25 protein-coding genes are annotated in these 26,688 nt (G+C 43.3%); 15 read left to right on the top strand and 10 right to left on the bottom strand.

Features of this window, described 5'->3' with window-relative positions:
- Window positions 1-4: 4 nt before the first annotated feature.
- The 4 genes from can to proB form a co-directional block, all read right to left on the bottom strand.
- Complete coding sequence (gene can / locus GNIT_RS16970; RefSeq protein WP_041246493.1) at window positions 5-595, bottom strand: carbonate dehydratase; 591 nt, start codon at window positions 593-595, stop codon at window positions 5-7.
- Window positions 596-620: 25 nt separating this feature from the next.
- A complete protein-coding gene (locus tag GNIT_RS16975) occupies window positions 621-1,955 on the bottom strand; it encodes an energy transducer TonB family protein (protein ID WP_148261734.1) in 1,335 nt (444 codons plus the stop codon).
- A 64-nt stretch (window positions 1,956-2,019) separates the two neighbouring features.
- The gene (locus GNIT_RS16980) at window positions 2,020-3,270 is read right to left on the bottom strand and encodes a glutamate-5-semialdehyde dehydrogenase (RefSeq protein ID WP_014110551.1); all 1,251 of its coding nucleotides are present in this window, start codon (window positions 3,268-3,270) and stop codon (window positions 2,020-2,022) included.
- A 55-nt stretch (window positions 3,271-3,325) separates the two neighbouring features.
- Window positions 3,326-4,438 (bottom strand): glutamate 5-kinase, encoded by a 1,113-nt coding sequence (proB, locus tag GNIT_RS16985; RefSeq protein ID WP_014110552.1) that lies wholly within the window; start codon window positions 4,436-4,438, stop codon window positions 3,326-3,328.
- 313 nt (window positions 4,439-4,751) lie between these two features.
- On the opposite strand from proB, the gene GNIT_RS16990 reads away from it, so the two are divergent.
- The 6 genes from GNIT_RS16990 to GNIT_RS17015 all read left to right on the top strand — a co-directional run bounded on the left by GNIT_RS16990 (window position 4,752) and on the right by GNIT_RS17015 (window position 11,137).
- A complete protein-coding gene (locus tag GNIT_RS16990; RefSeq protein ID WP_014110553.1) occupies window positions 4,752-7,235 on the top strand; it encodes a M1 family metallopeptidase in 2,484 nt (827 codons plus the stop codon).
- 8 nt (window positions 7,236-7,243) lie between these two features.
- The gene (locus GNIT_RS16995) at window positions 7,244-7,861 is read left to right on the top strand and encodes a DUF6702 family protein (RefSeq protein ID WP_014110554.1); all 618 of its coding nucleotides are present in this window, start codon (window positions 7,244-7,246) and stop codon (window positions 7,859-7,861) included.
- Between the two features lie 64 nt (window positions 7,862-7,925).
- Window positions 7,926-8,201 carry a hypothetical protein gene (locus tag GNIT_RS17000; RefSeq protein ID WP_014110555.1) on the top strand — a complete coding sequence of 92 codons (276 nt, stop codon included), beginning with the start codon at window positions 7,926-7,928 and terminating at the stop codon, window positions 8,199-8,201.
- A 25-nt stretch (window positions 8,202-8,226) separates the two neighbouring features.
- A complete protein-coding gene (locus GNIT_RS17005; RefSeq protein WP_014110556.1) occupies window positions 8,227-9,558 on the top strand; it encodes an ABC1 kinase family protein in 1,332 nt (443 codons plus the stop codon).
- 74 nt (window positions 9,559-9,632) lie between these two features.
- Window positions 9,633-10,670, top strand: a complete 1,038-nt coding sequence (locus tag GNIT_RS17010; RefSeq protein ID WP_014110557.1) for a mechanosensitive ion channel family protein — start codon at window positions 9,633-9,635, stop codon at window positions 10,668-10,670.
- A complete protein-coding gene (locus GNIT_RS17015) occupies window positions 10,667-11,137 on the top strand; it encodes an EVE domain-containing protein (RefSeq protein WP_014110558.1) in 471 nt (156 codons plus the stop codon). Before GNIT_RS17010 ends, GNIT_RS17015 begins: the two co-directional genes overlap by 4 nt.
- A 36-nt stretch (window positions 11,138-11,173) precedes the next feature.
- On the opposite strand, the gene GNIT_RS17020 is transcribed toward GNIT_RS17015, so the two are convergent.
- Window positions 11,174-11,485, bottom strand: a complete 312-nt coding sequence (locus tag GNIT_RS17020; RefSeq protein WP_238526914.1) for a DUF6482 family protein — start codon at window positions 11,483-11,485, stop codon at window positions 11,174-11,176.
- A 309-nt stretch (window positions 11,486-11,794) separates the two neighbouring features.
- On the opposite strand from GNIT_RS17020, the gene GNIT_RS17025 reads away from it, so the two are divergent.
- Entirely contained in the window at window positions 11,795-12,682 is an 888-nt protein-coding gene (locus tag GNIT_RS17025) for a DUF3014 domain-containing protein (RefSeq protein ID WP_014110560.1), read from the top strand.
- A 1-nt stretch (window position 12,683) separates the two neighbouring features.
- Window positions 12,684-13,247 (top strand): DUF1285 domain-containing protein, encoded by a 564-nt coding sequence (locus GNIT_RS17030; protein ID WP_014110561.1) that lies wholly within the window; start codon window positions 12,684-12,686, stop codon window positions 13,245-13,247.
- Between the two features lie 20 nt (window positions 13,248-13,267).
- Here the strand turns inward: GNIT_RS17030 and GNIT_RS17035 are convergent, their stop codons facing one another.
- Window positions 13,268-14,818, bottom strand: a complete 1,551-nt coding sequence (locus GNIT_RS17035; RefSeq protein ID WP_014110562.1) for a methyl-accepting chemotaxis protein — start codon at window positions 14,816-14,818, stop codon at window positions 13,268-13,270.
- A gap of 164 nt (window positions 14,819-14,982) precedes the next feature.
- Here GNIT_RS17035 and GNIT_RS17040 point away from each other — a divergent pair, with 164 nt between their 5' ends.
- The 6 genes from GNIT_RS17040 (at window position 14,983) to GNIT_RS17065 (ending at window position 22,982) form a co-directional block, all read left to right on the top strand.
- Window positions 14,983-16,293: a metal-dependent hydrolase family protein gene (locus GNIT_RS17040; protein ID WP_014110563.1), complete on the top strand. Its 1,311-nt coding sequence runs from the start codon at window positions 14,983-14,985 to the stop codon at window positions 16,291-16,293.
- A 209-nt stretch (window positions 16,294-16,502) separates the two neighbouring features.
- On the top strand, window positions 16,503-17,048 hold the full coding sequence (locus GNIT_RS17045; protein WP_014110564.1) for a YqaA family protein: 546 nt from the start codon (window positions 16,503-16,505) through the stop codon (window positions 17,046-17,048).
- Window positions 17,049-17,118: 70 nt separating this feature from the next.
- Window positions 17,119-17,877, top strand: a complete 759-nt coding sequence (locus tag GNIT_RS17050) for a class I SAM-dependent methyltransferase (protein ID WP_014110565.1) — start codon at window positions 17,119-17,121, stop codon at window positions 17,875-17,877.
- 286 nt (window positions 17,878-18,163) lie between these two features.
- Window positions 18,164-20,515 carry a TonB-dependent receptor gene (locus tag GNIT_RS17055; protein WP_014110566.1) on the top strand — a complete coding sequence of 784 codons (2,352 nt, stop codon included), beginning with the start codon at window positions 18,164-18,166 and terminating at the stop codon, window positions 20,513-20,515.
- A 102-nt stretch (window positions 20,516-20,617) separates the two neighbouring features.
- Entirely contained in the window at window positions 20,618-21,838 is a 1,221-nt protein-coding gene (locus tag GNIT_RS17060) for an alkaline phosphatase family protein (protein WP_014110567.1), read from the top strand.
- On the top strand, window positions 21,831-22,982 hold the full coding sequence (locus GNIT_RS17065; RefSeq protein ID WP_014110568.1) for an alkaline phosphatase D family protein: 1,152 nt from the start codon (window positions 21,831-21,833) through the stop codon (window positions 22,980-22,982). Before GNIT_RS17060 ends, GNIT_RS17065 begins: the two co-directional genes overlap by 8 nt.
- A 38-nt stretch (window positions 22,983-23,020) precedes the next feature.
- On the opposite strand, the gene tusA is transcribed toward GNIT_RS17065, so the two are convergent.
- The 3 genes from tusA to rph all read right to left on the bottom strand — a co-directional run bounded on the left by tusA (window position 23,021) and on the right by rph (window position 24,797).
- Entirely contained in the window at window positions 23,021-23,272 is a 252-nt protein-coding gene (gene tusA / locus GNIT_RS17070) for a sulfurtransferase TusA (protein ID WP_014110569.1), read from the bottom strand.
- 28 nt (window positions 23,273-23,300) lie between these two features.
- A complete protein-coding gene (gene pyrE / locus GNIT_RS17075; RefSeq protein WP_014110570.1) occupies window positions 23,301-23,957 on the bottom strand; it encodes an orotate phosphoribosyltransferase in 657 nt (218 codons plus the stop codon).
- Window positions 23,958-24,083: 126 nt separating this feature from the next.
- The gene (gene rph / locus GNIT_RS17080) at window positions 24,084-24,797 is read right to left on the bottom strand and encodes a ribonuclease PH (RefSeq protein ID WP_014110571.1); all 714 of its coding nucleotides are present in this window, start codon (window positions 24,795-24,797) and stop codon (window positions 24,084-24,086) included.
- Between the two features lie 382 nt (window positions 24,798-25,179).
- Between rph and GNIT_RS17085 the strand changes: the two genes are divergently transcribed.
- A complete protein-coding gene (locus GNIT_RS17085) occupies window positions 25,180-26,043 on the top strand; it encodes a YicC/YloC family endoribonuclease (RefSeq protein WP_014110572.1) in 864 nt (287 codons plus the stop codon).
- Between the two features lie 71 nt (window positions 26,044-26,114).
- Here GNIT_RS17085 and GNIT_RS17090 read toward each other — a convergent pair whose 3' ends face one another.
- Entirely contained in the window at window positions 26,115-26,435 is a 321-nt protein-coding gene (locus tag GNIT_RS17090) for a DUF3703 domain-containing protein (protein ID WP_049787022.1), read from the bottom strand.
- Between the last annotated feature and the right edge of the window lie 253 nt (window positions 26,436-26,688).

Consider the following 26,688-nt stretch of genomic DNA (forward strand, 5'->3'; position numbering starts at 1 on the left):
TCTCTTATAAAGAACTCTCGTTAAGCACTTTGATTTTGCCATTTCGCAGGCTATAGATCCAACTGTGAATTTTCACGTCTTGCTGACGCTTCATCGCGTCTTTATAAACAGATGTGCGACGCACATTTTCAGCTTGTTGCATCACATTGAGTTCACAAAGTTTGGCGGCTCTGTCTTCTCGTGAAAGAGGTTCTAATAGAGCTTTATTCTCATCCGCTGTATCTTTTATGTGTGCCAGCCAATTGTCGATTAATCCCAAACTATCACTACTCATTGCTGCCTCGACCCCGCCGCAGCCGTAATGACCACAAACAATAACATGCTTTACTTGCAGTACATCAATAGCGTATTGCAATACTGACAGACAGTTGAAGTCGGTATGAATGACCATGTTCGCTACATTACGGTGAACAAAAATATCGCCTGGCAACAAGTCAACAATCTGATTGGCAGGAACTCGGCTATCGGAGCAACCAATCCATAAATAAACTGGTTTTTGTTGTTTCGATAATTTGTTGAAAAACTCGGGATCAGCTCGATTTGTTTCTTCAGCCCAACGTAAATTGTTATCCAATAGCTTCTTAATTTCTGGCATAAGATCTCGTTTTAATTTGCGTTGACTAAGCTCTAATGAAGTCGATTGTAACATCGAAGTCTGTGACTACCACAAACTCGTCGTTAGTAAACTTTGGCACGAAAAACCACTGCTTGACTGCGTCACTAGCAAACTTCTCGAAACCGCAATGTGTGCTCTTTTTGACGCGGATATTAACAGGCTGTCCCTTTGCGCTGATATCAATTGTCAAACTGACGGATGCGCTTTTAGTGTCCACACTTAATTTATTTTGGACAAGCAACTTGCTTGAAGGAAATTTAGGAGAGACTCGATGTAAAAGGGTTTGCTTAACAACCCACGCTTTATTTTTGGCGAGCTCTTGGCTGTGAAAAACCGCTTTTTTTATTTCTTTTTTACTGGCATTCAGAGATACAAGATGAGCATGCGCAATTATGGCAATAGGATGCGTCTCTAGTTTTTGAGAGTTAAGTAGTGCCAATACTTTGTCGAAAGCCGCCATTGCCTCTTTATTTTTCTGCTTCCAAAAATAAGCCTGCCCTAAGTAAGTTAAAGACTCAATGTAAACTATTGTGTCTTCACCTTCGATTTTTTTAGCATCTAGGTTGAATCTTTTTGCCACATTAATTAAGCGATAATCTGTTGGAGTCCAGCTGTTTGACACTGCGGTTCTGACCGTATGTCCACGAAACATCAAACTATTCTCAGGCATTTGAGTCACCAGCTCTTCGGTCACTTCAAGCAACTTGTCAATCGCACGAGCGCAAGGGCACAAAGCACTGCCGCTCGCAGCTCCAAAATTCAAGAACTCTGGCCCCTTGATTTTCAAGGGGTCAGAGTTCTTGAAAGCGGACCCTAAAAATTGATGATTACCAAATTGAGCAATACCCAAATCGCGCGCCGTCAATTTTTTTGTGTTATTCGCACTTTGAAGTAAATTGATAATATCGAGTAGGGCAAAGTAATACGCTTGGCTTTCATCACCTTGGGTTTCTTCGAGGTAATTAAGAACAGCTTCATAATTAAAAGCGGATAAGGAATACTCGCCAGCTTCTAAATAAGCATTCGCTAAATTTTGCTGTAGCATAAAAGTTTTTGGGTGACGCGACCCGAACTTTACCTTGCCTAGCTGGTAAGTCTGTTTTGCTACTTGAACTAAGTCGTATGGTGAATATTTTTCGGTTTTAATAAACGTTATATATTCTTTATATGCTTGCCTAAATGTTGTTAGAGGCTCACTTTCGTCAAGTTCCGTCATCGCTTTGGCTGTTGCGGTTCCAGAACCAACAAATACCGTCGCTAACGCAGCCGCGAGCACCTTGTGGCGCCGGCTGAAGCTGGTCATTAGTCCCTCATCTTCCATGGTATGAATATTTATCATAATTGAGTTTACATCGTCGGGCCTGAAGACCCGTTATTGTTATTATTTTACCTGCAAAGCTAGTTCATTCTCTTACTGAACCATCTCCGATGACTACAAACTTTTCTGTTGTTAACGACTCAGCACCCATCGGCCCGTAAGCGTGGAGTTTACTGGTTGAAATGCCAATTTCGGCACCTAAACCTAACTCACCACCATCTGAAAACCGAGAGGATGCATTGACCATAACTACTGATGAATCAATCTCTCGCATAAAGCGCTGTGCTAGAGAAAAATCTTCTGTAACAATCACTTCCGTGTGACCAGAAGCATATTCACGAATATGCTCAAACGCATGTTCAGCATCGTTAACTATTCTTACTGCAATTTCTAAAGCAAGGTATTCCGCGTGCCAATCACTGTCGGTAGCAGGCGTTGCATCCTTAAAATATGTCAATGACTTAGCACAAGCATGCACGACAACCGACTTAGACTCAAACATTTTTGCCGCTAAGGGCAGAAATGCGGCGGCAATACTTTCATGCACCAGCAGTGTTTCTAGCGCATTACATACCCCAGTGCGCTGTGTCTTTCCATTCTCTAGTATGGCTAATGCTTTATCCAACTGCGCCGCTTTGTCGACGTATAAATGACAAACGCCTTTGAAGTGTTGGATAACTGGGATGCGACTATTGGCAGTAACGTAATTGATTAAGCCTTCACCACCACGCGGAATAACAAGGTCGATACTCTCACTTAAAGTCAACATGGTCGCCATTACTTCGCGATCTGCGATAGGTATAACGGTGACGATATCTTCACTTAACTGCAAACTATTCAGAGAGGTCTTTAATACCTGCGCCAGTGCTTGATTACTATGTTGAGCCTCTTTGCCACCGCGTAAAATAACGGCATTACCCGACTTCAAGCAAAGCACCGCAGCATCAATCGTCACGTTAGGGCGCGATTCATAAATCATTGCAATGACGCCCAATGGAATTCGCATTTTACCCACTTGGATACCGGAAGGCTGCGGCTGCATATGACTAATCGCGCCTAAGAAATCAGGTTGTGCTGCAATCTGAAAGACCGCATCGGCTATATTTTTTATCGCGCTTTCATCCAGAAGTAATCGGTCCAGCATTGCGGCACTGAGGCCCGAGCTCTTGGCATGATCGATATCGAGCCGATTTGCTTCTAAAATAGCTGGTGTCGCCGCAATGAGGTTATTGCCAATCAAGGTCAGTAAGTTTTTACGTTTAGCATTACTTAAAGAAGCGATTTGATGCTTTGCAGCAGACGCTTTTTTTGCAGTCATTTGAATATCGAATGTCATATATTTATCGCTTCCATTATCTATCGTCGTCATCAATTTGATGCAGTTTTATTCGTTAGAGTGTGTTTGTCTTAATCAGTACCATATGATCGCGGTGTATCGCTTCCTCTCCGTAGCTAAAGCCAAGTACGGACATTATCCGACTACTATTGAGCCCTTTTATTGACTGTAACTCCATGTGCGAATACAGGCTAATGCCTTTAGCAATAATGTTACCTTGATATATAACGTCAACGGCTTCGTTACTTTTAAAGTTACCACTTACTTCCGTTATACCCACTGCAAGCAGTGACGCACCTTTTTCAGTTATCGCGACAAAGGCACCTAAATCGAGTGTTAGCGCGCCTTTTGATTTTACCGTATGCGACAACCAATGATGTCTTGCAGAACGTCCGCTATATGCCGCACTAAACAAAGTGCCTGGACATAAGCCTTGTGCCAATGCATCAAAAACCTCTGATTTTTTGCCATTCACCAACAGTGTTTGCACCCCGCTCTCACAGCATTTTTGTGCCGCTTGTAGTTTGGTAATCATACCGCCGGTGCCAACTGCACTGCCTGCGCCACCAGCGAGCGCAGTAATATCCGGTGTAATCATTGCCACACTAGATATGAGTTTTGCGGACAAATTCTTTCTTGGATCGGCATCAAACAAACCATCAACATCGGTGCAGATAATCAGCGTATCGGCCTGTGCAACCAGTGCTGTATGAGCAGCAAGATTGTCATTGTCACCTACCTTAATCTCGTCCACCGCCACAGTGTCATTTTCGTTTACGATAGGCAAAGCGTGATTAATCAGCAGTTCGCGTAAAGTATTTTTGACATTAATATAGCGACGACGGTCGTGCAGGTCGTCAAGTGTTAGTAAGATTTGAGCACACGGAAAGTCAAAAAATCGCGCCCAATTGGCCATCATTTGCGTTTGTCCAATAGAAGCCATGGCTTGCTTTTCTGCAATCGAAGCTTGTTGCCCAGCTTTTATTGAGCGCCGTCCTGCAGCAATACTTCCACTAGAAACAACGATGACCTCTTTACCCTGTTGACGACTTGCTGTTATAAATTTTGCGATCGATAAAAGATATTCGGCGCTGCAACCGTTGCCGTTTGGAGAAATTAAGGCGCTGCCGATTTTTATTACGGCCCGTTGCCATGAGAAAGGGGTCATCATTCGTATTTTGTTACAAAATATTTTTAAGCACCGAGAATACTAAAATTGACCCAATAAACAAGCAAAAACGGCCATTACACGCTTAAATAAAGCACACAATTTATGAGGGATTGAATGTCACGACTATTATTTATGCTTGAAGTGGTTACAATACAGCCCAAAATAATAAGATAAACACGTAGTAGCTTTTTGCAAGCGAGATCTGCAAGCGCAAAATCTGTTGGGGAAGTCATTGACACAATGAACTCACCAATGCTCTATATCAGAGGCACTATCAAACCATCGACCAATCGGTAACGGGGAAACAAACATGTCATTAAAGCAAGTCTCGCTTGTTGCACTTTTATGTGTAACCGGCTTTCTTTCTGTAAATAGCAACGCAAGTTCTGCCATTCAACAAACTAAAGGCGATTTCGAAGACAAATTCCGTCAGCTTGACGAAGTATTGCCTACGCCTAACGTATACCGAAATGCTGCGGGTGAGCCAGGCCATATGTATTGGCAGCAAAAAGTCGATTACGTCATTGATGTAAAACTTGATGAAGCAAAAAGACGCTTATCTGCTTCTCAGGTAATTACTTACAAGAATAACTCACCTGACACATTAAAGTATTTGTGGATCCAATTAGATCAAAACAAATACCGCGCAGATTCCATGTCTGCTCTTACAAATACCTTTGGTGGAATTGGTAACCGAGGTCCAGCGACACAAAGCGCCGACGGTGACTCTCCTGCACGATTAAGCCTAAGTGCACTGCGTAGCCAACAGTTTGTTGAAGACACAGAATTAGGCTACGACTTACAAAAAGTGACTGACAGCAAAGGCAATGCGCTTAAATATGTGGTTGTTGGTACCTTAATGAGAGTTGACCTTCCAACACCTCTTAAGCCAAATGCTAGCACAAAACTGAACATCGACTTTGCATTCAATATTGTCGAAGAAGATGCGGTATCAGCACGCGCTGGATACGAACATTTCCCTGATGACGAACGCGAAGGCGGCAACGATATCTTTTTGCTTGCGCAATGGTTTCCGCGTTTAGCGGCTTACACTGACTACGAAGCATGGACCAACAAAGAGTTTATTGGTCGCGGCGAGTTTACCTTAGAATTTGGTAACTATGATGTCAGTATAACCGTTCCTGCTGACCACATTGTGTCATCAACAGGCGCATTAGATAACGCAAGTGACGTGTTAACCAGCACACAGCGCAAGCGTTTGAAAGAAGCTGAAACAGCTGAGCGTCCGGTATTCATCGTTACTGCAGACGAAGCCTTAGAAAACGAAAAAGAAGGCACTTCAAAATCAAAAACGTGGCGTTTTAAAGCCGAAAACGTGAGAGATTTTGCTTGGGCAAGTTCACGTAAATTCATGTGGGATGCAAAAGGATATAATCAAGGCGGAGACGAGCGTCCATTAGTAATGGCGATGTCTTTCTATCCAAAAGAGGGTGGCGATTTATGGAAGAAGTACAGCACCGAGTCTGTTATTCATACCATGGAAGTTTACAGCCGTTTCTCGTTTGACTACCCGTATCCGGTTGCACAATCTGTAAACGGTCCAGTAGGCGGCATGGAATATCCTATGATCACCTTCAATGGCCCGCGCACCGAGCTGCAAGATGACGGCGACCGTACATATTCTTTGGCTGAAAAACGCTTTTTAATCGGCGTTGTCATTCACGAAGTAGGTCACATTTACTTCCCAATGATCGTTAACTCCGATGAACGCCAGTGGACGTGGATGGATGAAGGTTTAAATAGCTTCTTAGACGGTGTTGCGGGTCGTGAGTGGGATCCAACTATTCCTTGGGGTGTTGAGCCACGTGATATCACAGGCTACATGAAGTCGAGCACTCAAGTTCCCATCATGACGCAATCAGATTCTGTTCTACGTTTAGGTCCAAATGCTTATACCAAGCCAGCGGCTGCACTCAATATTTTACGTGAGACTATTCTGGGTCGCGACTTGTTCGATTTCGCATTCAAAGAATATGCCCAGCGTTGGAAATACAAGCGCCCTACACCTGCTGATTTTTTCCGCACCATGGAAGAAGCTTCTGGTGTTGATTTAGATTGGTTCTGGCGCGGTTGGTTCTACTCAACTGATCACGTTGATATCTCTTTGGATCGCGTTTACAAATTACGTTTAGATACCCAAGATCCAGACATCGACTTTTCTCGCCAGCGTGACGCTGAAATGGAAAAACCATTGTCTCTTACTGACGAGCGTAACAAAGCTGAAGGTAAAGAACTGTGGGTTGACCGCAACAAAGACGTCAGTGATTTTTATGACGAAAACGATCGCTTCACTGTAACGAATAAAGAGCGTAACAAATATCGTTCATTCCTCAAGGATTTAGACCCTTGGGAAAAACGTGTGTTTGAACGCGCAGTTAAAGAAGACAAAAACTACTATGTTTTAGATTTCTCTAACCACGGTGGTTTGGTCATGCCGATTATCCTCGAACTAGAGTTTGAAGATGGCACGAAAGACAATATGTATATTCCAGCTGAAATTTGGCGCCGCACTCCTAAAGCTGTATCAAAGCTTGTTGTGACTGAAAAAGAAAAAGTGTTGAAGTCAGTAACTGTTGATCCTCGTTGGGAAACAGCAGATGTTGACGTTGAGAATAATCACTATCCTCGCCGTATCATTCCTTCACGCATAGAAGCTTACAAGTCTGACAGCAGCAAAAAAGGTATCAGACGTGACCTGATGCAAGACAGCAAAACTAAGCTAAAGTCTGATGAAGAATTGGAAAAAGACGAAAAAAAAGACGATGAGAAATAGTTACTAATATGAACTTAAGAAACTCATCAAAAACGACGACACAAGTGACATTTTTGTCACTTGTGTTTTCGTTTCTAACGCGTTTTAAAACCATCACGGCGGCAACGCTTGGTTCAGTTGCTATCACTTGTTTTTTCACTGCCTCTGTGGGTATCAGTGTATTTAACATTGATAGTGCCGGCGCTCATCAGCAAAAAATGGCAATTACTACCGTGCTTTTTAATCCTCGAACTAACAACCTCGAAATCATGCACCGATTCGATTTGCACGATGCCGAGCACGCTGTAAAGGAAATCTTTGATGGCGATGCAGATATTATGCAGAGCAAAAAGACGCAATCCGATTTTGCTAACTACGTAGTAAAGCGTTTTGCCATATACAACATGCAAAAAGAAGAGTTACCGCTTACTTTTGTTGGAACAGAGCTCGAGGGTCAACATTTTTGGGTGTATCAAGAAACACCTGCGCCTGGCGACTTGGAAGGGATGTACATTCAGCACAATGCACTTAGAGATATCTGGCATAAACAGACTAATACGATCAACGTCGAAGGCATGGGTGACATTCAAACATTAACTTTTACTGACAGCACTGAGTTATTAAGTGTAGAGTTTACGCACCATTAGTGCTGTAATCGACAGTTTAGACTAACGTAGCTTCAACGCTATACTGCAACAATGAGAGAAACCTATGTCAGATAAACAATACAATCCCTTAGACGAATTCAAAAATAAGAAAAACATTGTTTGGGTTCTTATGTCAGCCTCCATGTGTATTTTCATTTTGTTCGTATTGTTTAGTGGTGCAGATGTCGGCGTTATTGATTCAGTTTATAGCGTCATGCTCTGGTGCGGTATTTTCGGCGGCATCATTGCACGCTACATCGATAAGAATGGTTGGTTAGGTTTCGGTATCGGCAGTGTGTTCGGCATGCTTTGCTTTATCCTCGCGCCGCTCATTTCTTAACTACCACTCTACCTTCTGTGTCACTATGACAGATAAACGCAACGGCCGGAAAGTACCGTCCGGTCGCTTCTCCCGTTTGGCTAAGTTTGGCGGGCTCGCGTCAGCTGTCGCAGGAAACATCGTTAAAGGCACAACACGGCAAATTCTCAGTGGCCAACGCCCTTCATTAAATCAATCCTTACTGAATACCGACAACGCAGTGTCTATTACAAAGCGCCTAGCGCATATGCGTGGCGCAGCGATGAAGCTCGGTCAGCTACTCTCTATGGACGCTGGCGAACTACTGCCCGCTGAATGGGAGCCCATACTCTCTCGTCTGCGCCAAGAGGCCGACCCGATGCCGAAAGCGCAATTGCTGCAAACCTTAGAGGCGGCATGGTCAAAAGACTGGCATCAACAGTTTAGCTATTTTTCATTTGACCCCATTGCTGCCGCCAGTATTGGTCAAGTTCACAGAGCAACGCTGAAAGACGGGCGCGAACTGGCGATTAAAGTGCAGTATCCGGGCGTGCGCGAAAGCATCGACAGCGACATTGATAACGTGGTGAGTTTAATCAAACTCACCGGTGCACTGCCAAAGCATATCGATTTAACCGACTTGCTCAGTGAAGCAAAAGCGCAGCTTAAAAATGAAGCTGACTATTTGCAAGAGGCTGGGTTTTTAAGTGCCTATCGGGCAAATCTAGCTAACGACCCCCACTTTGTCGTACCTTACGTAGTCGATGAGCTAACTGACCAGAATATACTCGCTATGGAGTACATTGAGGGATTGCCAATCACGGATGTTAGCAATATGACATCTGATGTCATTGATGCTGTGTGCACTCAATTAATGCGCTTAACTTATGAAGAACTGTTCCAGCACAAACTCATGCAGAGCGATCCTAATTTTGCAAATTATTTGTATCAGGCCGATAGCAAAAAAATTGTGCTGCTGGACTTTGGTGCTTGCCGAAATATCTCACAAAACACATCCTTTCATTATCTTGCCATGGCTCATGCAATGCAGCGCCAAGATAAAAAAGACATGCAGAGTGCATTATTTGCGCTAGGATTAGTTGATAATGGCATGAGTTATTCCGCTATCGATACTGTCCTTAATGCTTGTTTAGAAGCCAGTGCTTGTCTGCAAAGTGAGCATGGTTACAACCTAAAACAAGAACAATTAATTAAGCGAATTCAAGAAGTCAGTATGCCGTTGGTTATGGATAAGACCGCCGTAGCGTCTCCGGTATTTGATGTCGCCTTGGTAAATCGAAAAATTACAGGCATGATACTACTGGCAAATAAACTCGGTGCGACGCTAGATTTCAAAGGTGTACTCGCTCCTTACTTAGCGCGAAGAGATGATAGTTAAGTTAGCATTAAGACTTTATTTCATTTTTTGTCATTTAACTTTGCAACACTGAATCACTTATTCTGGAACATTATATGGACGAATTGTTAGCGTTAGGAAAGGCACTGGTCCCCTTTATTTTTACTATTTTGATTGTGGTGCTGTTTTTAATTGCTTCGCATAAAGTTTTGCTTGGAAATAAGAGTCTACAGCAGGAAGCGAAACTGCCGCGACAGTTAATTTTGCTGGTTCTCTACATAGTAGGGCTTATTGGAATTGCAATAGCACTGCCGGTCACTGAAAGCACTCGGAATCAGGTGATCAGTTTAATTGGTATATTGCTATCGGGCGTTATCGCCTTCTCTTCCACCACGATTGTGGCAAATGTAATGGCAGGCATCGTCATGCGTTTCACTATGCCATTTCATATTGGCGACTTCATTCGAGTCGATGGTTTTTTCGGAAGAGTAACTGAAAAAGGACTTTTTGATACCGAGATCCAAACTGAACAGCGTGACCTTATTGCGTTTACAAACTCGTTTTTAATTTCGCACCCTCTTCAAGTCGTGCGCTCTTCGGGCACTATTATTTCAGCAAGCCTGTCTCTCGGTTACGATGTTCATCATGCGCGCGTTGAGCCTTTGCTTATTAAGGCGGCAGAGCAAAGTGGTTTGGAAGGTCCATTTGTGCAAGTTTTAGAACTGGGTGATCATGCCATTACCTATCGAATTTCTGGTTTACTCACAGAAATAAAAAGTATGATTTCATCGCGTTCTACTCTTTATGTGAACATTATGGATTGTTTGCATGATGACAATATAGAAATTGTGTCGCCTGGCTTCATGAACCAACGCAAATTACCAGATGATCTGTCTGTGCTGCCAGTTAAAGCAACTTCCCGCAAAAAACCACTAGCAGAAGGTACGCCAGAGGACGTCATATTTGATAAAGCAGAAGAAGCGCAAACAAAAGACCGCACCGTGAAAGACTTACTAGAGCAGTTGGCGCAGTTAGAAATAGACATAAAAGCAGCCGAGGGCGACAGAAAAGCACAAAAACAAGCTGAATTTGCGGCGCTAAAGGAAACTATTGATGAGCTGCAGAGCAAAAAAGTTAAGAGTGACGAAACATGACACAACATTGGTTGTTTAAAACTGAACCTGACGCCTTTAGCATCAGTGACTTAGCGAGTCGTCCAAAAAAGCGGGAAGGCTGGGACGGTGTTCGCAATTATCAGGCTCGCAACTTCATGCGAGACGATATGAAGGTGGATGATCTTGCGTTTATTTATCACTCTAGCTGCAAGCATATTGGCATTGCTGGCTTAGCCAAAATCAGCAGAACTGGTTTAGTTGATAACGCCCAATTTAATCCTGAAAGCCGCTATTTTGACCCTAAATCAACGCCCGATAAGCCACGATGGTGGATGGTTGAACTAGAACATATAGAAACTTTCACTGAGATTTTGCCTTTGGCTGACATTAAACAAATACCCGATATCACCGAACTAGGCTTAGTTAAGAAGGGCAGTCGACTGTCAATAATGCCAGTGAATGCAAGTGAATTTGATGTACTGTTGGCGCACGCAAAACGCAGTTAGTGCTAGCCGAACACCAAACTCAAGCAATAAGAGCGCTTAGTATGGCTGCTCCATGGAAAACGGCATTTCAGTGACATCGCTTGCTTTCATCGGGTTGCCAATCATTTCATCATATGGAGAATCGTGCGTCATTACTGCATTGTCAACTTTACAATGTTCGAACAAATCTCGAACCATTTGGGAGTTGTGAAAGCGCATCGGACTGCCTTTTTTGTCAGTGACAAAACCCGTTTCACCAGCGATTGTCACTTTAACTAAATAAACATTCATTTCAAAGGACTGTACCTCTATCCGTTCAATATGATGAGGCTTCCTTGCTAACTGGGACATAGGATATTTTGTGTTCATACTCGACTAATTATTGCTGGATGGCTTAATATAAATACCGAATTATGCAGTAAAAGTTCATTTCAAAAAATTTCAGGAACCTTCCAAGTATGCATGTGTCAAAACTGTTATGCTTGAAGTTCAAAAGTTGAGCTATACTTTACATTAGTCGTTAACGAAAACGCGTAGCAGCAGCTTACCATAAAGTTCTTAATAACAAACCGACAGAACAGATCGTTACAGAATAAATGATGAGCGCTTATGAATAGCAGCGCTTAGGAACAGCATTCAACATCAGTTACATTTTATTATATAAATAGAGAGGTAAGAATGTCAGACCAGGAAACTCAATCACCGAATCAAATGACGCAAATGAAACCGTATTTAATTGCCGCTGGTGTCTTAGTCGTGATCTTAGTCGTGGCATTCTTTTGGTCCGGATCGGATGAAGAGGTGCCGGTGATTTCTGCGCCTGTTCCGGTCACATCAGTACAACCGACCCTTAATGAGATTGCAGCCGCAGACGAGCTTGAAAATACGCAAGATGAGTCAGATGTTTTTGAAGGTACGCCTGAAATACAGCCGCTTGAAATAGAAACGGGCCAAGACATTGAGCCACTGCCTGAAATTGTTGCACCTGAACCTTTAGATGAAAGTGATGACGCAGTGAAAAGTGCATTTGTTGCCATAGCGAGTTCGCCACTGGTTGCTGAATATCTTGTTGACGATAGTTTACTGCAAAAATTCGTGATCAACGTTAACAGCATTGCAAACCAGGAGATGTCGCGAAATCACAGCCTAATAGCGCCACCTGAAGAAAAGTTCAGCGTTTATCAGCAAGCAGATCGCCAGTGGATAGACGCAGACAGCTTTAAACGCTACAACCCCTACATAGATGCACTTGAATCGATGAGTACAGATGATTTAATTGAAATCATGAACACGTATCGTCCAACCTTAGAAGCTAAGTTTGCCGAAATCTCAGCACCCAATACCACGTTCAATGATGCGTTATTGAACGCCATCGATGAACTGTTAGATACGCCAATTGTGCCTTTACCTATTGAAGTATATTCGGATAGCGTTATGTTCAAATTTAAAGACGAGAAGCTTGAGTCTTTATCTGCTCCGCAAAAACAATTGATCAGAACAGGGCCAGAAAATACCCGCAGAATTAAAGATGTATTACGCAACTTACAAGACGCGTTAAAAGAGTAATATGGATTTAGGTAAGCTAACGCAGCAACTCACCGACGCTTCTCCTACAAGGCAATTACCGCCTGTAGATAAATGGGATCCACCTTTTTGTGGCGACATGAACTTGGTGATTAAAAGCAGCGGACAGTGGTGGCACGAAGGGACTCCCTTCACTCGCGCCAAGCTGGTTAGCTTATTTTCCAGCGTACTTAAAAAAGAGGGAGATGCATATTTTCTTGTCACCCCCGTCGAGAAAATTGGCATTCAAGTAGAAGACGTTCCTTTTGTTATTGTTGATTGGCGTTTTGAAAAAGAAGCGTTAATAGTAAAAACCCAAATTGGCGACGAAGTAGAAATTGGCCCAGATCACCCCATAGAATTACGGCCATTTGCTGCAGAGAATGCTGACGCAGAAGGCGCTACACCCCTCGTTCCATACTGCCTGATTAGACGTAATTTATGGGCAAGGCTGCACCAGAATGTCATGTACCAATGGGCAGAAATTGCGACGCCAACAAGCACAGAAAAAGGCAATGAATTGCTGATAAAAAGTAAGCAATATACGTTCAGTTTGGGTGTGTTTTAGCCCCCGTTTTTGTAAATCAACTATTTGCTACCAAAGGCATTTGTCATACCCACCATACGCTGTATGTTGTCGCTCAATGCTCTCGCATTATCTTCCATTTCCTGAGCAAGAAAGGCGTTATCGTCCGCTACTGTTTGGATAGCCGAAATATTGTTTTCGATATTGGTGCACATGCCGTCCTGCGTCTCTGTTGCACTTACAATCCCCGTTAGATGGTCAGAAATACCCTCTATCATTGTGTAGATATCTTGAATTGAATCCGCCGACTGATTTGCCTGCTCAGCACTAGTCACCGCATTGTCGCGGCTTTCATGCATTTTGTGCACCCATTCTTGCAAGGTGGTGCGCATTTGCGCAAGACTGTTCATCGTATTAGCCGCAGACTCTTGAGTGCGCGTTGAAAGCGCTCTTACTTCATCTGCTACAACCGAGAAACCACGTCCCGATTCTCCCGCTCGCGCTGCTTCAATAGCCGCATTCAATGCCAATAAATTGGTTTGATCCGCGATAGAATCGATCTCACCGATCGTTTGCGACACATTATCAGACGCATTCATTAAATCATCGGCAGTGACCGAAGCCTGCTCTACTATGCCAGCTAGACCACTCACGCCATCACGACCTTTGACAATAAGCTCCTTGGCGCTTGCGCATCGCTCATTTGCTTGTTTAACCTGCTGATTGGTCTCTTCTGTACTTGCCATCACCGTTTGACTGCCGGCAGACATTTGCTTTATTGCTTCAGAAATCTGCTTCATTTCAACTTGTTGTCGCTGAATACCTCTAGTGGTTCTCTCAACCATGGCAAGCGTACTTTGCGCAATGATGTTTAACTCTCGAGTTGCGTCTAATGTGCGACCTAATATCGTCCTTCGCATTGCTTTTTGAATACCCAGATGAAATTTAACGACTCCTGATATACCGTGACCAGAAAGCACGTGGCGGCTGACGCTGTCATATTCTTGTTTTAAATCGCTCGCCATTTTAGGAACATCAATTAGCTCAGTTTTGAAGATAAATAAACCTATTATGGCCAAGGCGATAATTGGCAAGCCTGCGTACCAATCAGACATCAGGGAAGTAAAACCGGCAGCAATGATCAATATTGTGAGAAAAAGTAGCGCTTTTTGTGTATAGCTCAGGTCAACCCTTTGTATCTTTTTACCTTCATTGATACGTTTGTAGAACTCGCTTGCTCGAGACACTTGCTCTGCTTTTGGTTTGACTCTGACTGATTGATAACCAACAAGTTTGTCATTCTCATAGATTGGCGTAATAAAAGCGTCAACCCAATAGTAGCTGCCGTCTTTGCATAGGTTTTTAACAATACCATGCCACGATTCGCCTTTTTTAAGATGCTCCCAGAGATCTTTGTAGGCGGCTTTTGGCATATCTGGGTGGCGCACAATGTTGTGATTTTTACCAACAAGCTCTTCTGATGTAAAGCCAGCTACCTCGCAAAACACGCTGTTTGCATAGGTGATGATGCCCCGAGTGTCGGTTGTTGAAACCAATTCAACTGAACTTGAAAAAGTGACTTCTTTATTATTGATGGCTTGTCCGCGACGCATAAACTCAACCTTTTTAGATTTACGGCAAAGCCGTAGCCCGCTGTTCCTACAGAATTAACATATATATTTATGCATTTAGTACATAATGCTTTGATTTGCTCATTATTTTATCCTAATGTGTACCCATACGACATCGCACACAAACTAGGATGAAAATAAATAGAATGATCAAGAATCTATTCCATCAATCACACATAGCGAAAGTAGCGCTTGTGTCTGCAGCTATACTAGTAGCAACTCACGCTCAAGCAGCAACGCATATTTTTGCGAGTAATCTAATCACTTCTGAAGACTCAAAAATGCAGAATGATAAGACTGTTATCGTCGAAAATAACAAAATCATTAGTATTGTTGACGGAATTGATCAGGGTGGTGAAGGCGATATTTTTATCGATCTAACCGGCAGTACATTGATGCCTGGCCTTATGGATATGCACGTGCATTTGTCTTCACAGAACGAAGGCCCTAGTTCGTACATGAAGCGCTTTACTGACAACGAAGCTGATTATGCTATTGCCGCTGTCGATTATGCACACAAAACAATCATGGCGGGTTTTACAACTGTTCGCAATCTGGGCGATAGTAACAATGAGACTGTTGCGCTGCGCAAATCAATTAACGAAGGCGTCAGCGTTGGCCCACGCATTTACACGGCAGCGAAATCAATCGCTACAACGGGCGGTCATGCCGATCCAACAAATGGCAGCAGCACAGAAATTATGGGTGACCCGGGCCCAAGAGATGGTGTTATAAACGGTATTGCCGAAGCTAGAAAAGCGGTTCGTCAACGCTATAAAGACGGCGCAGATTTAATTAAGATTACGGCAACAGGCGGCGTATTAAGCGTTGCAAAAAGTGGACAAAACCCACAGTTCATGACCGATGAGCTTGAAGCCATTGTACAAACGGCCAAGGATTATGGCATGACCGTCGCAGTTCACGCTCACGGAAAGGAAGGCATGAGACGCGCTATTCTTGCAGGCGTTGACTCCATTGAGCATGGTACTTACATGGACAAAGAAATTATCAAGCTAATGCGCAAACATGACGTGTATTATGTTCCTACTATTTTGGCAGGTAATTTTGTTGCTCAAAAAGCAAAAATAGACGGTTATTTTCCTGAACTAGTGCGCCCCAAGGCACTCGCCATTGGTCCGCTGATTCAAAAGACATTCGCAAGAGCACATGAAAATGGTGTGTTGATTGCCTTTGGTACTGACTCTGGCGTTTCTGCCCACGGCGATAACGCGCAAGAATTTGCGCTAATGGTGGAAGCCGGTATGTCAGAAATGGATGCTATTCGTTCGGCCACGCTCAACGCAGCAAAACTGCTAAAAATAGACAAAGAGTTAGGTACGGTGACCCAAGGTAAATTAGCTGACTTGGTTGCGGTGAAAGGCAATCCTCTTGAGGATATTACGCTGATGGAAAAAATCGATTTTGTGATGAAAGACGGAAAAATCATTAAAAGCTAAGCCAATGTAATTGCTGACACGAATGTATGATATAAGCAGCATCAGCACGTTCACTAAACATTGAAGTGTTAACAATAGTTTTGAACAAGCAGCCTAATTAGGCTGCTTGTTTTTTGTAGGGCGAATAAATTATGTCTGACGTTCGCTAAGTAAAAATTCTTCTTTTTATAAGCTGAGATGCTGTGTCCATAAAAACGAAAATTCAGGGAATGATCAACTCTAAACACATGCTGCCAAGCATCACGCTAGCATCCTTATTAGAATCTACGATTGTGCCAATTCCGCTAGAGGCCCTGCTTGTTCCGCTCATGCAAAAAAGACGTGAAAAGCTTTGGTTAATTGCATTAATGGCAACAATAGGTTGTCTCATTGGCGCAATGTTGGGGTATTTATTCGGCCATTTCTTATTTGACTTGATGCGCGATATCATCATGCAGTACCTAACTACTGAAGAACAATTCTCCAGGTTTCAAAAGCGCATGGAAACAGACGGATTTTGGTTTATATTTAGTACAGGTATAACACCAATACCATTACAAATAGCGATGTTAGCGGCAGGAGTTACCGCGTATTCCATTCCACTATTTCTATTAGCAACAGCAATGGGACGCGTCATTCGCTACTTTGGGCTTGCAGTACTCGTATATTATTTCGGTAACAAAACCGAAAAGCTAATAAAAAGGTATAAATGGCAAGCTGTGGCATTGGCCTCGTGCATTGTTGTGCTGGTCTGGTGGCTAATTATTTTTAAATGATCGCATTTACGCCTGTGCCGCGACGCATAAATTAATAACAATAATGAATGAAAACGATAAAGGAAAAATCATGAAAAAATTACTTTCACTTAGTTTAGCTTGTGCTCTGTTGAGTGCTTCAGCGTTATCAACTGCTGCACCGATTGGTGACAAAATTAAAACAGCAATGGCGTCAGACATTCGAAGCGCTGCAGAAGTTGAACGCGACAGAAACCGCAGACCAGTGCAAACATTAGAGTTTTTCGGCCTTGAAGACAACATGAGCGTAGTCGAGCTAATTCCAGGCGGCGGTTGGTATACTAAATTACTAGCACCTGCACTAAGCGAAAATGGCGAATTCTATATCGCGATTGGCGCTGGACGAGTTAAAGAAAACATGGCCGGCGTAGCGGGTTTTGACAAAATGAAAGTCATTGCTGAAGACGCAAGCAGCTACCGTGAAGAAGGCGCTCGCAACTATTCTCTCAAGGCGACAACCTTGGGCGTAAGCGATGTTGATATGGTGCTGACCTTCCGTAACTATCACAACTTTGGTGAGCAAGGTCGCAAAAAGATGAACGAACTTGCATTTGACGCACTAAGACCCGGTGGTATCTATGGTGTAGTAGATCATACAGCGCGTCATATGGAGCCATCAAACAGCAGCAATCGTCGTCGTATTGACCCGGTTTTAGCGATTAAAGAAATTCAAGAAGCTGGTTTTGTCTTAGTTGACTACAGCAACTTACACTACAGAGAAGATGACGAGTTAGAGTATGAAGTAGGCGCTCGCTCAGTATCTGGAAACACTGACCGCTGGACAATGAAGTTCATGAAGCCTAAAAGCTAATATAAAAATCTAGCAGTAAATAAAGCACCCAGAAATAAAGTAAATAGTGTCGGTGCTGAATTGTTGAGCTTAAGCTGTAAGTCAACTTTTCAGCATCGGCACTTTTTTCTATTCGGCTTTAGCGTACTGTTAGTGCAGGCTGTCTTTTTTTGGTCATATTAATGCAACACCTCCGTCACGTAACTGTCTGCATTTATTCATTATTCTGCAAGATAACTGCCATTAAAACGCCCTAAAGTGTTCCCGCACAGTCAATTGAACACAATAATTCTAATAGGGACGCTTTATGAACACCAAACTAAGTTACATCACCTTGGCTTGTCTAGCCGCACTCAATACCCAAGTAAAAGCAGAAGAAAGCGCTGAGCTAGCGGATTCTGCTGTTGAAAAAATTCAGGTCATTGGCAAAAGTGTTTCTTATGCAAATAACGAAACCACAGACTCGATGCTAAAGCAGCAAAGCAACCTTACTAGCGTGCTCGCTTCTATTGATAACTTGCCCGGTGTTTTGATCAACGAAGGTGACACCTTTGGTTCAGATGATTGGTCCACAACAATCTCTATTCGTGGTTTTCAAGTAAGTTTAGATGAACAACAAATAGGGATTACCGTTGATGGCATTGCAAACGGTAACTCAAACTATGGTGGCGGCGCAAAAGCGAACCGCTACATTGATACCGAAAACCTTTACCTTGTTGAAGTGTCTCAGGGTACCGCAGATATTGCATCGCGTTCGAACGAAGCATTAGGTGGTACGCTTAATTTCACCACCATCGACCCCACCCAAGAAGAGGGCTTTTTAACCAGTTTGTCATTTGGTGACTTTGAGGCACAAAAATACTTTTTGCGTTACAACACAGGTGAGATTGCCAGAGACACCTTCGCCTGGATTAGTGTATCGAGCAGCAGCAATACAGATTGGGTCAATCAGTCAGCTGAAAATAAAAAAGACCATTTGGCCGCAAAGCTAATCTCTGACTTAAACGAAAACTGGGGCTTAACAGCTTACGCTTCCTATGATGACTCGCACGAAGACAATTATCAGCGAGTTAGCAAAAGCCAGTTTGAGACGAATCCTGACTCGGATGGACTTACCTCAGAATGGACCGGTGTTCCTCACATTGACCAGCTATATAGAAAAGGATGGTCTACTTTACGCGAAAACTTTTTCACCTACTTAGCCCTCGATTACACCAATGACAGCCTGAGTTTTTCAAGCAACGTTTACTACCATGACAATGAAGGTCGCGGCGATTGGGTTCCTCCATATCTAAATGATTTAACAGATGACACTGGTAGAGCCGAAACGGAGCTGTCTTCAGAAACTACCTTCAGGGGCGGCAGTTCGAATGGCATTATCACATTCGTTAATCGCGACGGTATTGCTCTGTCTCCTACTGATGGTTGCGTTAGCTCAATCACCTTCCCGTATGGCGGAGCAGGCGCTGCATTTGACGCCGACTGCTTTGGCCCAGAAGCGATTCCGGTGGGTTCATACCGTCACTCTCACTACGCTAAACAGCGCTTTGGCTTGAACGCTGACCTTGCTTATACCATTCAAACTGAGTCGCTAGAAAACACTACTCGTGCTGGCATTTGGTATGAAGATTACAGCCGCGATGAATATCGTGATTGGCATAAAATTATCGATTCAGCATCTAGCTTCGAATTTGACAACACCCCCTACTGGATCCAATACGACAACAGTTTTGCTGTTGATACAACAATGCTTTATGTCGAAAACGAAACAGATTTTGACTGGATTAAAGCGCGTATCGGGGCTAAAAAATTCATCGTAGATCTAAGCAAGAATGACAACTTCGACGACAGCAAAGACGTTGATAATGTGAATTCTGATTCTGACGTACTCATTTCAGCCGGATTTGTTGCCAATATGCCGTTTGACGGTTTAGAACTGTTCGCCGGTTATGCTGAAAACTTCGCTGCGATTAAAGATACCGTTTTAGAAAGAGACGCATCAACGCTAACCGAAATTAAGCCAGAAACTGCTGATAACTTCGATGTTGGCTTTCGCTATAACTCAGATGTGATTGACGCAAGTGTCACCTTTTACAAAATTGATTTCGAAAACCGCGTCACCTTTTTACCACCTGATTCACCTGAACAAGGTATCGATTTTAATATTGGAACTAACGGTTCTTATATAAACGTTGGTGGTATTGAGTCTGAAGGTATTGAAGCATCAGTGAGCATTCAGTTATCAGAATACTTCAGCTTTTATGGCTCATTTACCAGCAATGAATCGACATACAAAGATGTCCCTAGCGAGTTGGGCTTGAATATACAAGCCGGTAACACCGTATTTGGTTCGGTAGAAGACATGTGGGTTGGCTCTTTGGATTATAACAAAGGCAATTACAGCGCAGGCTTGTCGGTTAAGCACGTAGGTGACCGCTTTATCGATGCAGCAAACTCGGTTGTTGCAGATGCTTACACCGTGACAGATTTATATGCTGGCGTGAACGTCGACTTAGCGGTTGAAGGCATTCAAAACATGCAGGTTAGATTTACCTTGAACAACCTAACTGACGAAAGTTATTTAGGCGGTATAGCAGGGCAGTCGGCATGGATTGGCGCACCTAGAACTGCTGCAGTAAATTTACAGTTTAGCTTTTAATTTAGCGAGTAAAAGGTTGTTTCCCAGTCTCCTTACAGAGGCACTTTATACACCCTGGCCGCATTGGTCAGGGTTTTTTTATTGATTTTAGGAATAGCAATAATGCTAAATTCAACGTCAGATTTTATTAAAAATATCGCCGCTTCTATCTTAGTGCTGTTGTTTAGCAGCATACTTTGTCTGGCCCACGCAGCGGCTTTAGCTAATGGCGATACATCGAAGTTAGTGATTGTCACCATTGATGGATTGCGTTGGCAGGAAGCTTTTGGTGGCGCTGATGCAAAATTGTTAAATAATAAAGATTTTGTCGAGAACATTGATGCACTTAAAACACGCTTTTGGCATCAAGACAAAGAAGAGCGTAAAAGGCGACTGATGCCTTTTTTAAATGACGTGATTGGCAAACAAGGCACGTTGATTGGCGATCGTAATAACGGCTCTATGATGTCTTTGACCAACAAGCAACGCTTCTCCTACCCTGGCTATAATGAAATATTCACCGGCCGAGTTGATGACAACCTTAATTCCAATGCAAAAATTCCAAACCCAAATATCACTTTTTTAGAATGGTTGAATAAGCGGTATTCAAACAACGGTCAAATTGGCATCTTCTCAGGTTGGGATGTATTCCCGTTCATTTTTAACCGAGAGCGCAGTGGCTTATTTATCAATGCAGGCTTTGAGTCAATGTCATATCCACATATGCAATCAGAAGCTTCGCCAGAAGGTAAAAAAGACGAAAAAATCGCTGCCCAAATAGAGAAAATGAATCAGTTACAAGCACAAATACCTAGCCCTTGGGAAGCTGTTAGACACGACGCATTCACCTATGGCTTCGCCAAAATATACCTGCAAACCGTGAAACCAAAAGTACTGGTGATTAATTTGGGCGAAACGGATGATTTTGCGCATAATGGAAAATATGATGCTTACTTAGACAGCGCAAAACAGAGCGATGATTATTTGCGTGATCTATGGACCACCTTGCAAAGCATGCCTGAATATAAAGATAACACCAACATGATCATAATCACCGACCATGGGCGCGGCAGTCATGCAGATGACTGGCAACACCATGCATCAAAACTAGCAGTGCAAAATTATATGACTGCACTGGACAAGTTTAAAGAGGGCATTGTTGGTTCGGAGCATATTTGGTTCGCCGCAATAGGGCCAAATATAAAAAGCCAAGGACTATTAAAAACACAGGACGAATTAACACAGTCGCAATTTGCTGCAACGGCACTAGCCCTACTTGGCATTGAAGTGAGTCATTATGATGCTAAGGCTGCAGCGTCTTTAACAGGAGTTATTTATGAATAGTTTTCGCCGTTACGCTATAAAAACCTTATTGGTTTCAAGCGGGTTTGTTCTCTTATTTATTAGCGCTTTTATTGGCTCAATGGTCGCTGCTAGCGAAGTTAATCCTTCGTCGATGCAATCAAGTTCAACGCCCGCTTCAAAGATTACACATGTCTTATTCGGTTCCTGCTCGCATCAAGATAAGGCCATGCCTATTTTTGATGCCATTTTGCAAGAGCCTGCCGACGGCTTTATATTTCTGGGAGACAATATCTATGGTGACACGGAAGATATGCAAAGCCTCGCTGAAAAATATAAAAAGCTAGGGAATAACCCCGGTGTCAAAGCTTTGATTAGTAAAGTACCGGTTTACGCTATTTGGGATGACCATGACTTTGGCGAAAACGATGCTGGAAAGCAATATCCGTTCAAAGCTGAGTCGAAAGAAATTATGCTGGATTTCTGGAAGGTTCCAAAAGACAGCCCCAGAAGATCAAGAGAAGATGGTATTTACGGTAGCTACGTTATAGCAAACCAAGATGCTAACTCTCAAAGCGATAAGATTGAAAAGACAAACGCAATTAGAGTGATTTTACCCGACTTAAGATACATGCGAGACGATCTCGAATCAGTTGGGCAAGTTACTTATTACACTGACCGTAAGCTTAAAGATATGGGGCCTTATAAACATTCAAAGGGCTCGATGCTTAGCGAGCAGCAGTGGCAGTGGTTGGAAGATGAGTTACAACAACCAGAAAGAATTAAGATTATCGCTTCAAGCCTGCAGCTCGTCGCGGATTTTACAGGTTGGGAATCGTGGGCCAACTTCGACGACCGTCAGCGCCTGTTCGATTTGATCAAGAAGCACAAAGTAAACGGCGTATTTATTATTAGTGGCGACACTCACTGGGGAGAAATATCGAAGTATGACACCGACATGGATTATCCACTTTGGGACGTCACTAGCTCAGGTTTAACTGAAGAATGGAAGCAAGTAAGCCCTAACAAACATCGTGTTGCAAACTATACTGATGAGGTTAATTATGGCTTTTTTAGCGTGGACTGGGCGGAAAAAGATCCTAGCATTCACTTCGGCTTAAAAGACGTAAAGGGTGCGGTTGTGATGCAGCAAAACATATCGTTATCAAGCTTATCGCCTTACTAAGCTCGCGCGCAACGGTGCGTTTATTTGTTTAAAAAGGCTTAATCCCTTAAGCCTTTTTTCACTAAATATCGGTAGGGTACTTCATCAACATCGCTGGCCACTAAAGTATGCTGCATAAAGCGGCAAAAGCTGGGCACGTCTCTGGTTGTGGAATGATCATCTGCGCAAATAGCGAGGGTTTCGCCATCCTGCATCTTGCGAATTTGTAGGCGGATCATCATCACTGGCTCTGGACAACGAAGGCCCATGGCGTCGAGTTGGTAATCCGCTTCTTCAAATATATCAGTCATGGCAGCAATTCAACGGTTTAGCGTAAAGCTAAATACCGTAATTCTCGCGGTATTGATTAATACTAGCGACAGCCTCAGCATTGCTTTCTTGTGCACTCAAATAAGCCACTACATCGGCTAGTGTCACGATTGCGATAACCTGGGTATCGAAGTCACGTTCCACTTCTTGAATAGCTGACAATTCGCCTTGTCCGCGCTCTTGGCGATCAAGGGCAATTAACACACCCGCCAAACTAGCATCGTGTTGTTTAATTAACTGCATCGATTCACGAATGGCGGTTCCTGCGGTAATCACATCGTCCACCAGCATGATTTTGCCTTGAAGCGGACTTCCTACCAAGTTGCCACCTTCACCGTGGGTTTTGGCTTCTTTACGGTTAAAGCAATATGGCACATCGAGATCGTAATCGTTAGACAAGGCAACCGCCGTTGTGGTCGCAATAGGAATGCCTTTGTATGCAGGGCCAAACAACACATCAAACTCAACACCCGCGGCCTGCAAAGCGGCAGCGTAGTAACGACCTAGTTTAGCTAAGTCTCCACCCGTATTGAACAAGCCTGCATTGAAAAAGTACGGACTAACGCGGCCCGACTTCAACGTAAACTCACCAAAACGCAATACCTTGCGCTCAATCGCAAATTCAATGAATTCTTTTTTGTAATCTTGAAGTTGAGTTGTCTGCATTTTTCGGCCTTTATCTTGAATCCGGTAACGTTAAGTTAAAATAGAGATATTTCAAATTATAAATAAGTAAAAGGCCTCAATTGAGACCTTTGTTTTTGTTCGCTTGCCTGTGTCTGCGTAAAAAACTTACGCTAGCGCACTTTTTTGAGCATCAAATAATTCCATAATGCCGTCTTTCGCTAGGCCTAACATTTCGTTCATTTCTTCTAAACTAAACGGTTCAGCTTCAGCAGTCCCTTGCACTTCAATAAGCTTACCTGTTTCAGTCATTACAACGTTCATGTCGGTGTCGGCAGCAGAGTCTTCAAGGTATTCAAGGTCGGCAATTGGGCTGCCTTTATAAATACCAACAGAAACTGCAGCAATCATATGCTTCATTGGGTTTGCTTTCAAAATACCTTTAGCGCGCATCCACGTTAATGCGTCAACTAGCGCAACACAAGCGCCGGTAATTGATGCCGTGCGAGTGCCGCCGTCAGCTTGTATAACATCACAATCAACGGTAATGGTATTTTCACCTAGTAGCTTCAAATCAACCGCTGCACGCAGTGAGCGCGCAATTAGCCGTTGAATTTCTAATGTACGACCACCTTGTTTGCCGCGAGCTGCTTCGCGATCAGAACGAGTATGGGTTGCACGTGGCAACATGCTGTATTCAGCAGTAACCCAACCTTTACCTTGGCCTTTCATAAAACGAGGCACACCCTCAACAACCGTGGCATTACAAAGCACTTTGGTGTTTCCAAACTCAATCAATACAGACCCTTCTGCATGACAAGTAAAGTTACGGGTAATAGTGACGGGACGGATTTGACTAGCAGTTCTGCCGCTTGGACGCATGTTTAACTCCTTAAAATTCAGGCGCGAATTATAGCGTAGTTAAGCAATGATCGGGAGATGTAAAACAAGCTTATCGAAAAAAAGTTGCGCAAGGGTCGTTTCCTAACGGCAAATATAGGCAAACTGCATGAGGTTTGCGTCAACTAGCTTATTAACAATGAACGAACATTGTTGCTCAATTTAAGCTTAAAGGCAGAGCGAACTTTCGACGAATATTCGGCCAATTTATGAAAGCCTGTTATTATACGCAAGCTTGTTGCTGGTTAGTAAAGGTTGAAACGACACTATTCAACCAGTCGAGCATTTCATTCAATTTGTATCACTTTTGTTGGCGTGCGCTTATTTGCGCATGCATTACTGAAAGTGTCATTAAGGAACACCTATGATTTACAGTATGACTGGCTTCGCTCGCCGTGAAATTAAAGCCGAATGGGGCAGCGCCGTGTGGGAAATTCGCTCGGTTAACCAACGTTACCTCGAAACTTTTTTCAGACTGCCTGAGCAGTTTCGCAGCCTAGAGCCGATTCTACGCGAACGTTTTCGCAAAGGCCTGCAGCGCGGTAAAGTTGAATGCGCATTACGCTTTAGCATGAATGACGCAAATGTAAGCGCCATTAACGTCAATGAAGACTTAGCCAAACAAGTGCTAGCTGCCGCCGCATGGGTGCAGAAACAAGGTGACGTTGCACAAACTAATCCGATTGAGATTTTACGCTGGCCTGGCGTTATTGCCGCGCAAGAAGCTGACATGGATACGATCCAAGCCGACATGTTGAAGGCCTTCGACGACACATTCAAAGACTTTGTGGCTGCACGCGCAAGTGAAGGCGACAATATGAAGGTGCTTATTCAGACGCGCTTAGAAGCAATTCAAAGCGAAGCAAATAAAGTGACTGAACATATGCCAAGCGTCATTGAATGGCAAAAAGACCGTATTCGCACCAAATTCACAGAAGCGCAGATTGAGTTAGACGCAACGCGTGTTGAGCAAGAAATGGTGTTGTTAGCACAGAAGATGGATGTTGCTGAAGAGCTGGATCGTTTGAATTCTCATGTGACTGAAACTATGTCGATTTTGAAAAAAGGCGGAGCTGTTGGTCGTCGTTTGGACTTTATGATGCAAGAGTTTAATCGTGAAGCGAATACGTTGGGGTCGAAGTCGATTAATACTGAGATAACGCAGTCGGCGGTTGAGTTGAAGGTGTTGATTGAGCAGATGCGCGAGCAGATCCAGAATATTGAATAAACCTAAACGACACATCTCCCATCAAAACGTAAGTGCCAAGCCATCAAGGCACTTACGTAACCCACACAAACTTAACCAACACCCTCAATCTCATCCAAAACCTCCTGATTAGCCTTACTCACCGGCAGCCTCTTAAAGGGACTAACATTCGCCCCACCAGTATTCCCAATAGGCACCAAACCAATCGCCGTTTTAGTAAAAGCGCCCACTAATCTAACAACCTGCCCAAACACTTCCCTAAAATCACGATAGCGCAAGCCATGTCGCAGCATTTTGTAATGAACCAAACAATGAAAGTAGGTTGAACGCTGCCCAATCACATGAGCATCCTCAAGCATCGAAAAGGCTTTTTTATGCTCACCTTGCGCTAAAGCGAGCTCATATTGATTCATTTTTTGCTTGATGAAGTGCCTAGTTAGCTTTTTATTTTTCACGTTTTTTCTCCGCTTTTTCTGCTGATTATGGAATGTTAAAGCACAACGCAACTACATAATATTAACACCCAGTGTTGAATATAGAGCTTAAAGTAACTCTAAGGTCAACATTCAAAACAGGCTTACCCTCTCGAGATCTAATTGAGAATCATTATCATTTGTATTTACAAATCAATTTAATCACTTTATGATCGCCAACCTCAACAACACA

It is taken from the genome of Glaciecola nitratireducens FR1064 (assembly GCF_000226565.1).
Lineage (GTDB): Bacteria > Pseudomonadota > Gammaproteobacteria > Enterobacterales > Alteromonadaceae > Glaciecola > Glaciecola nitratireducens.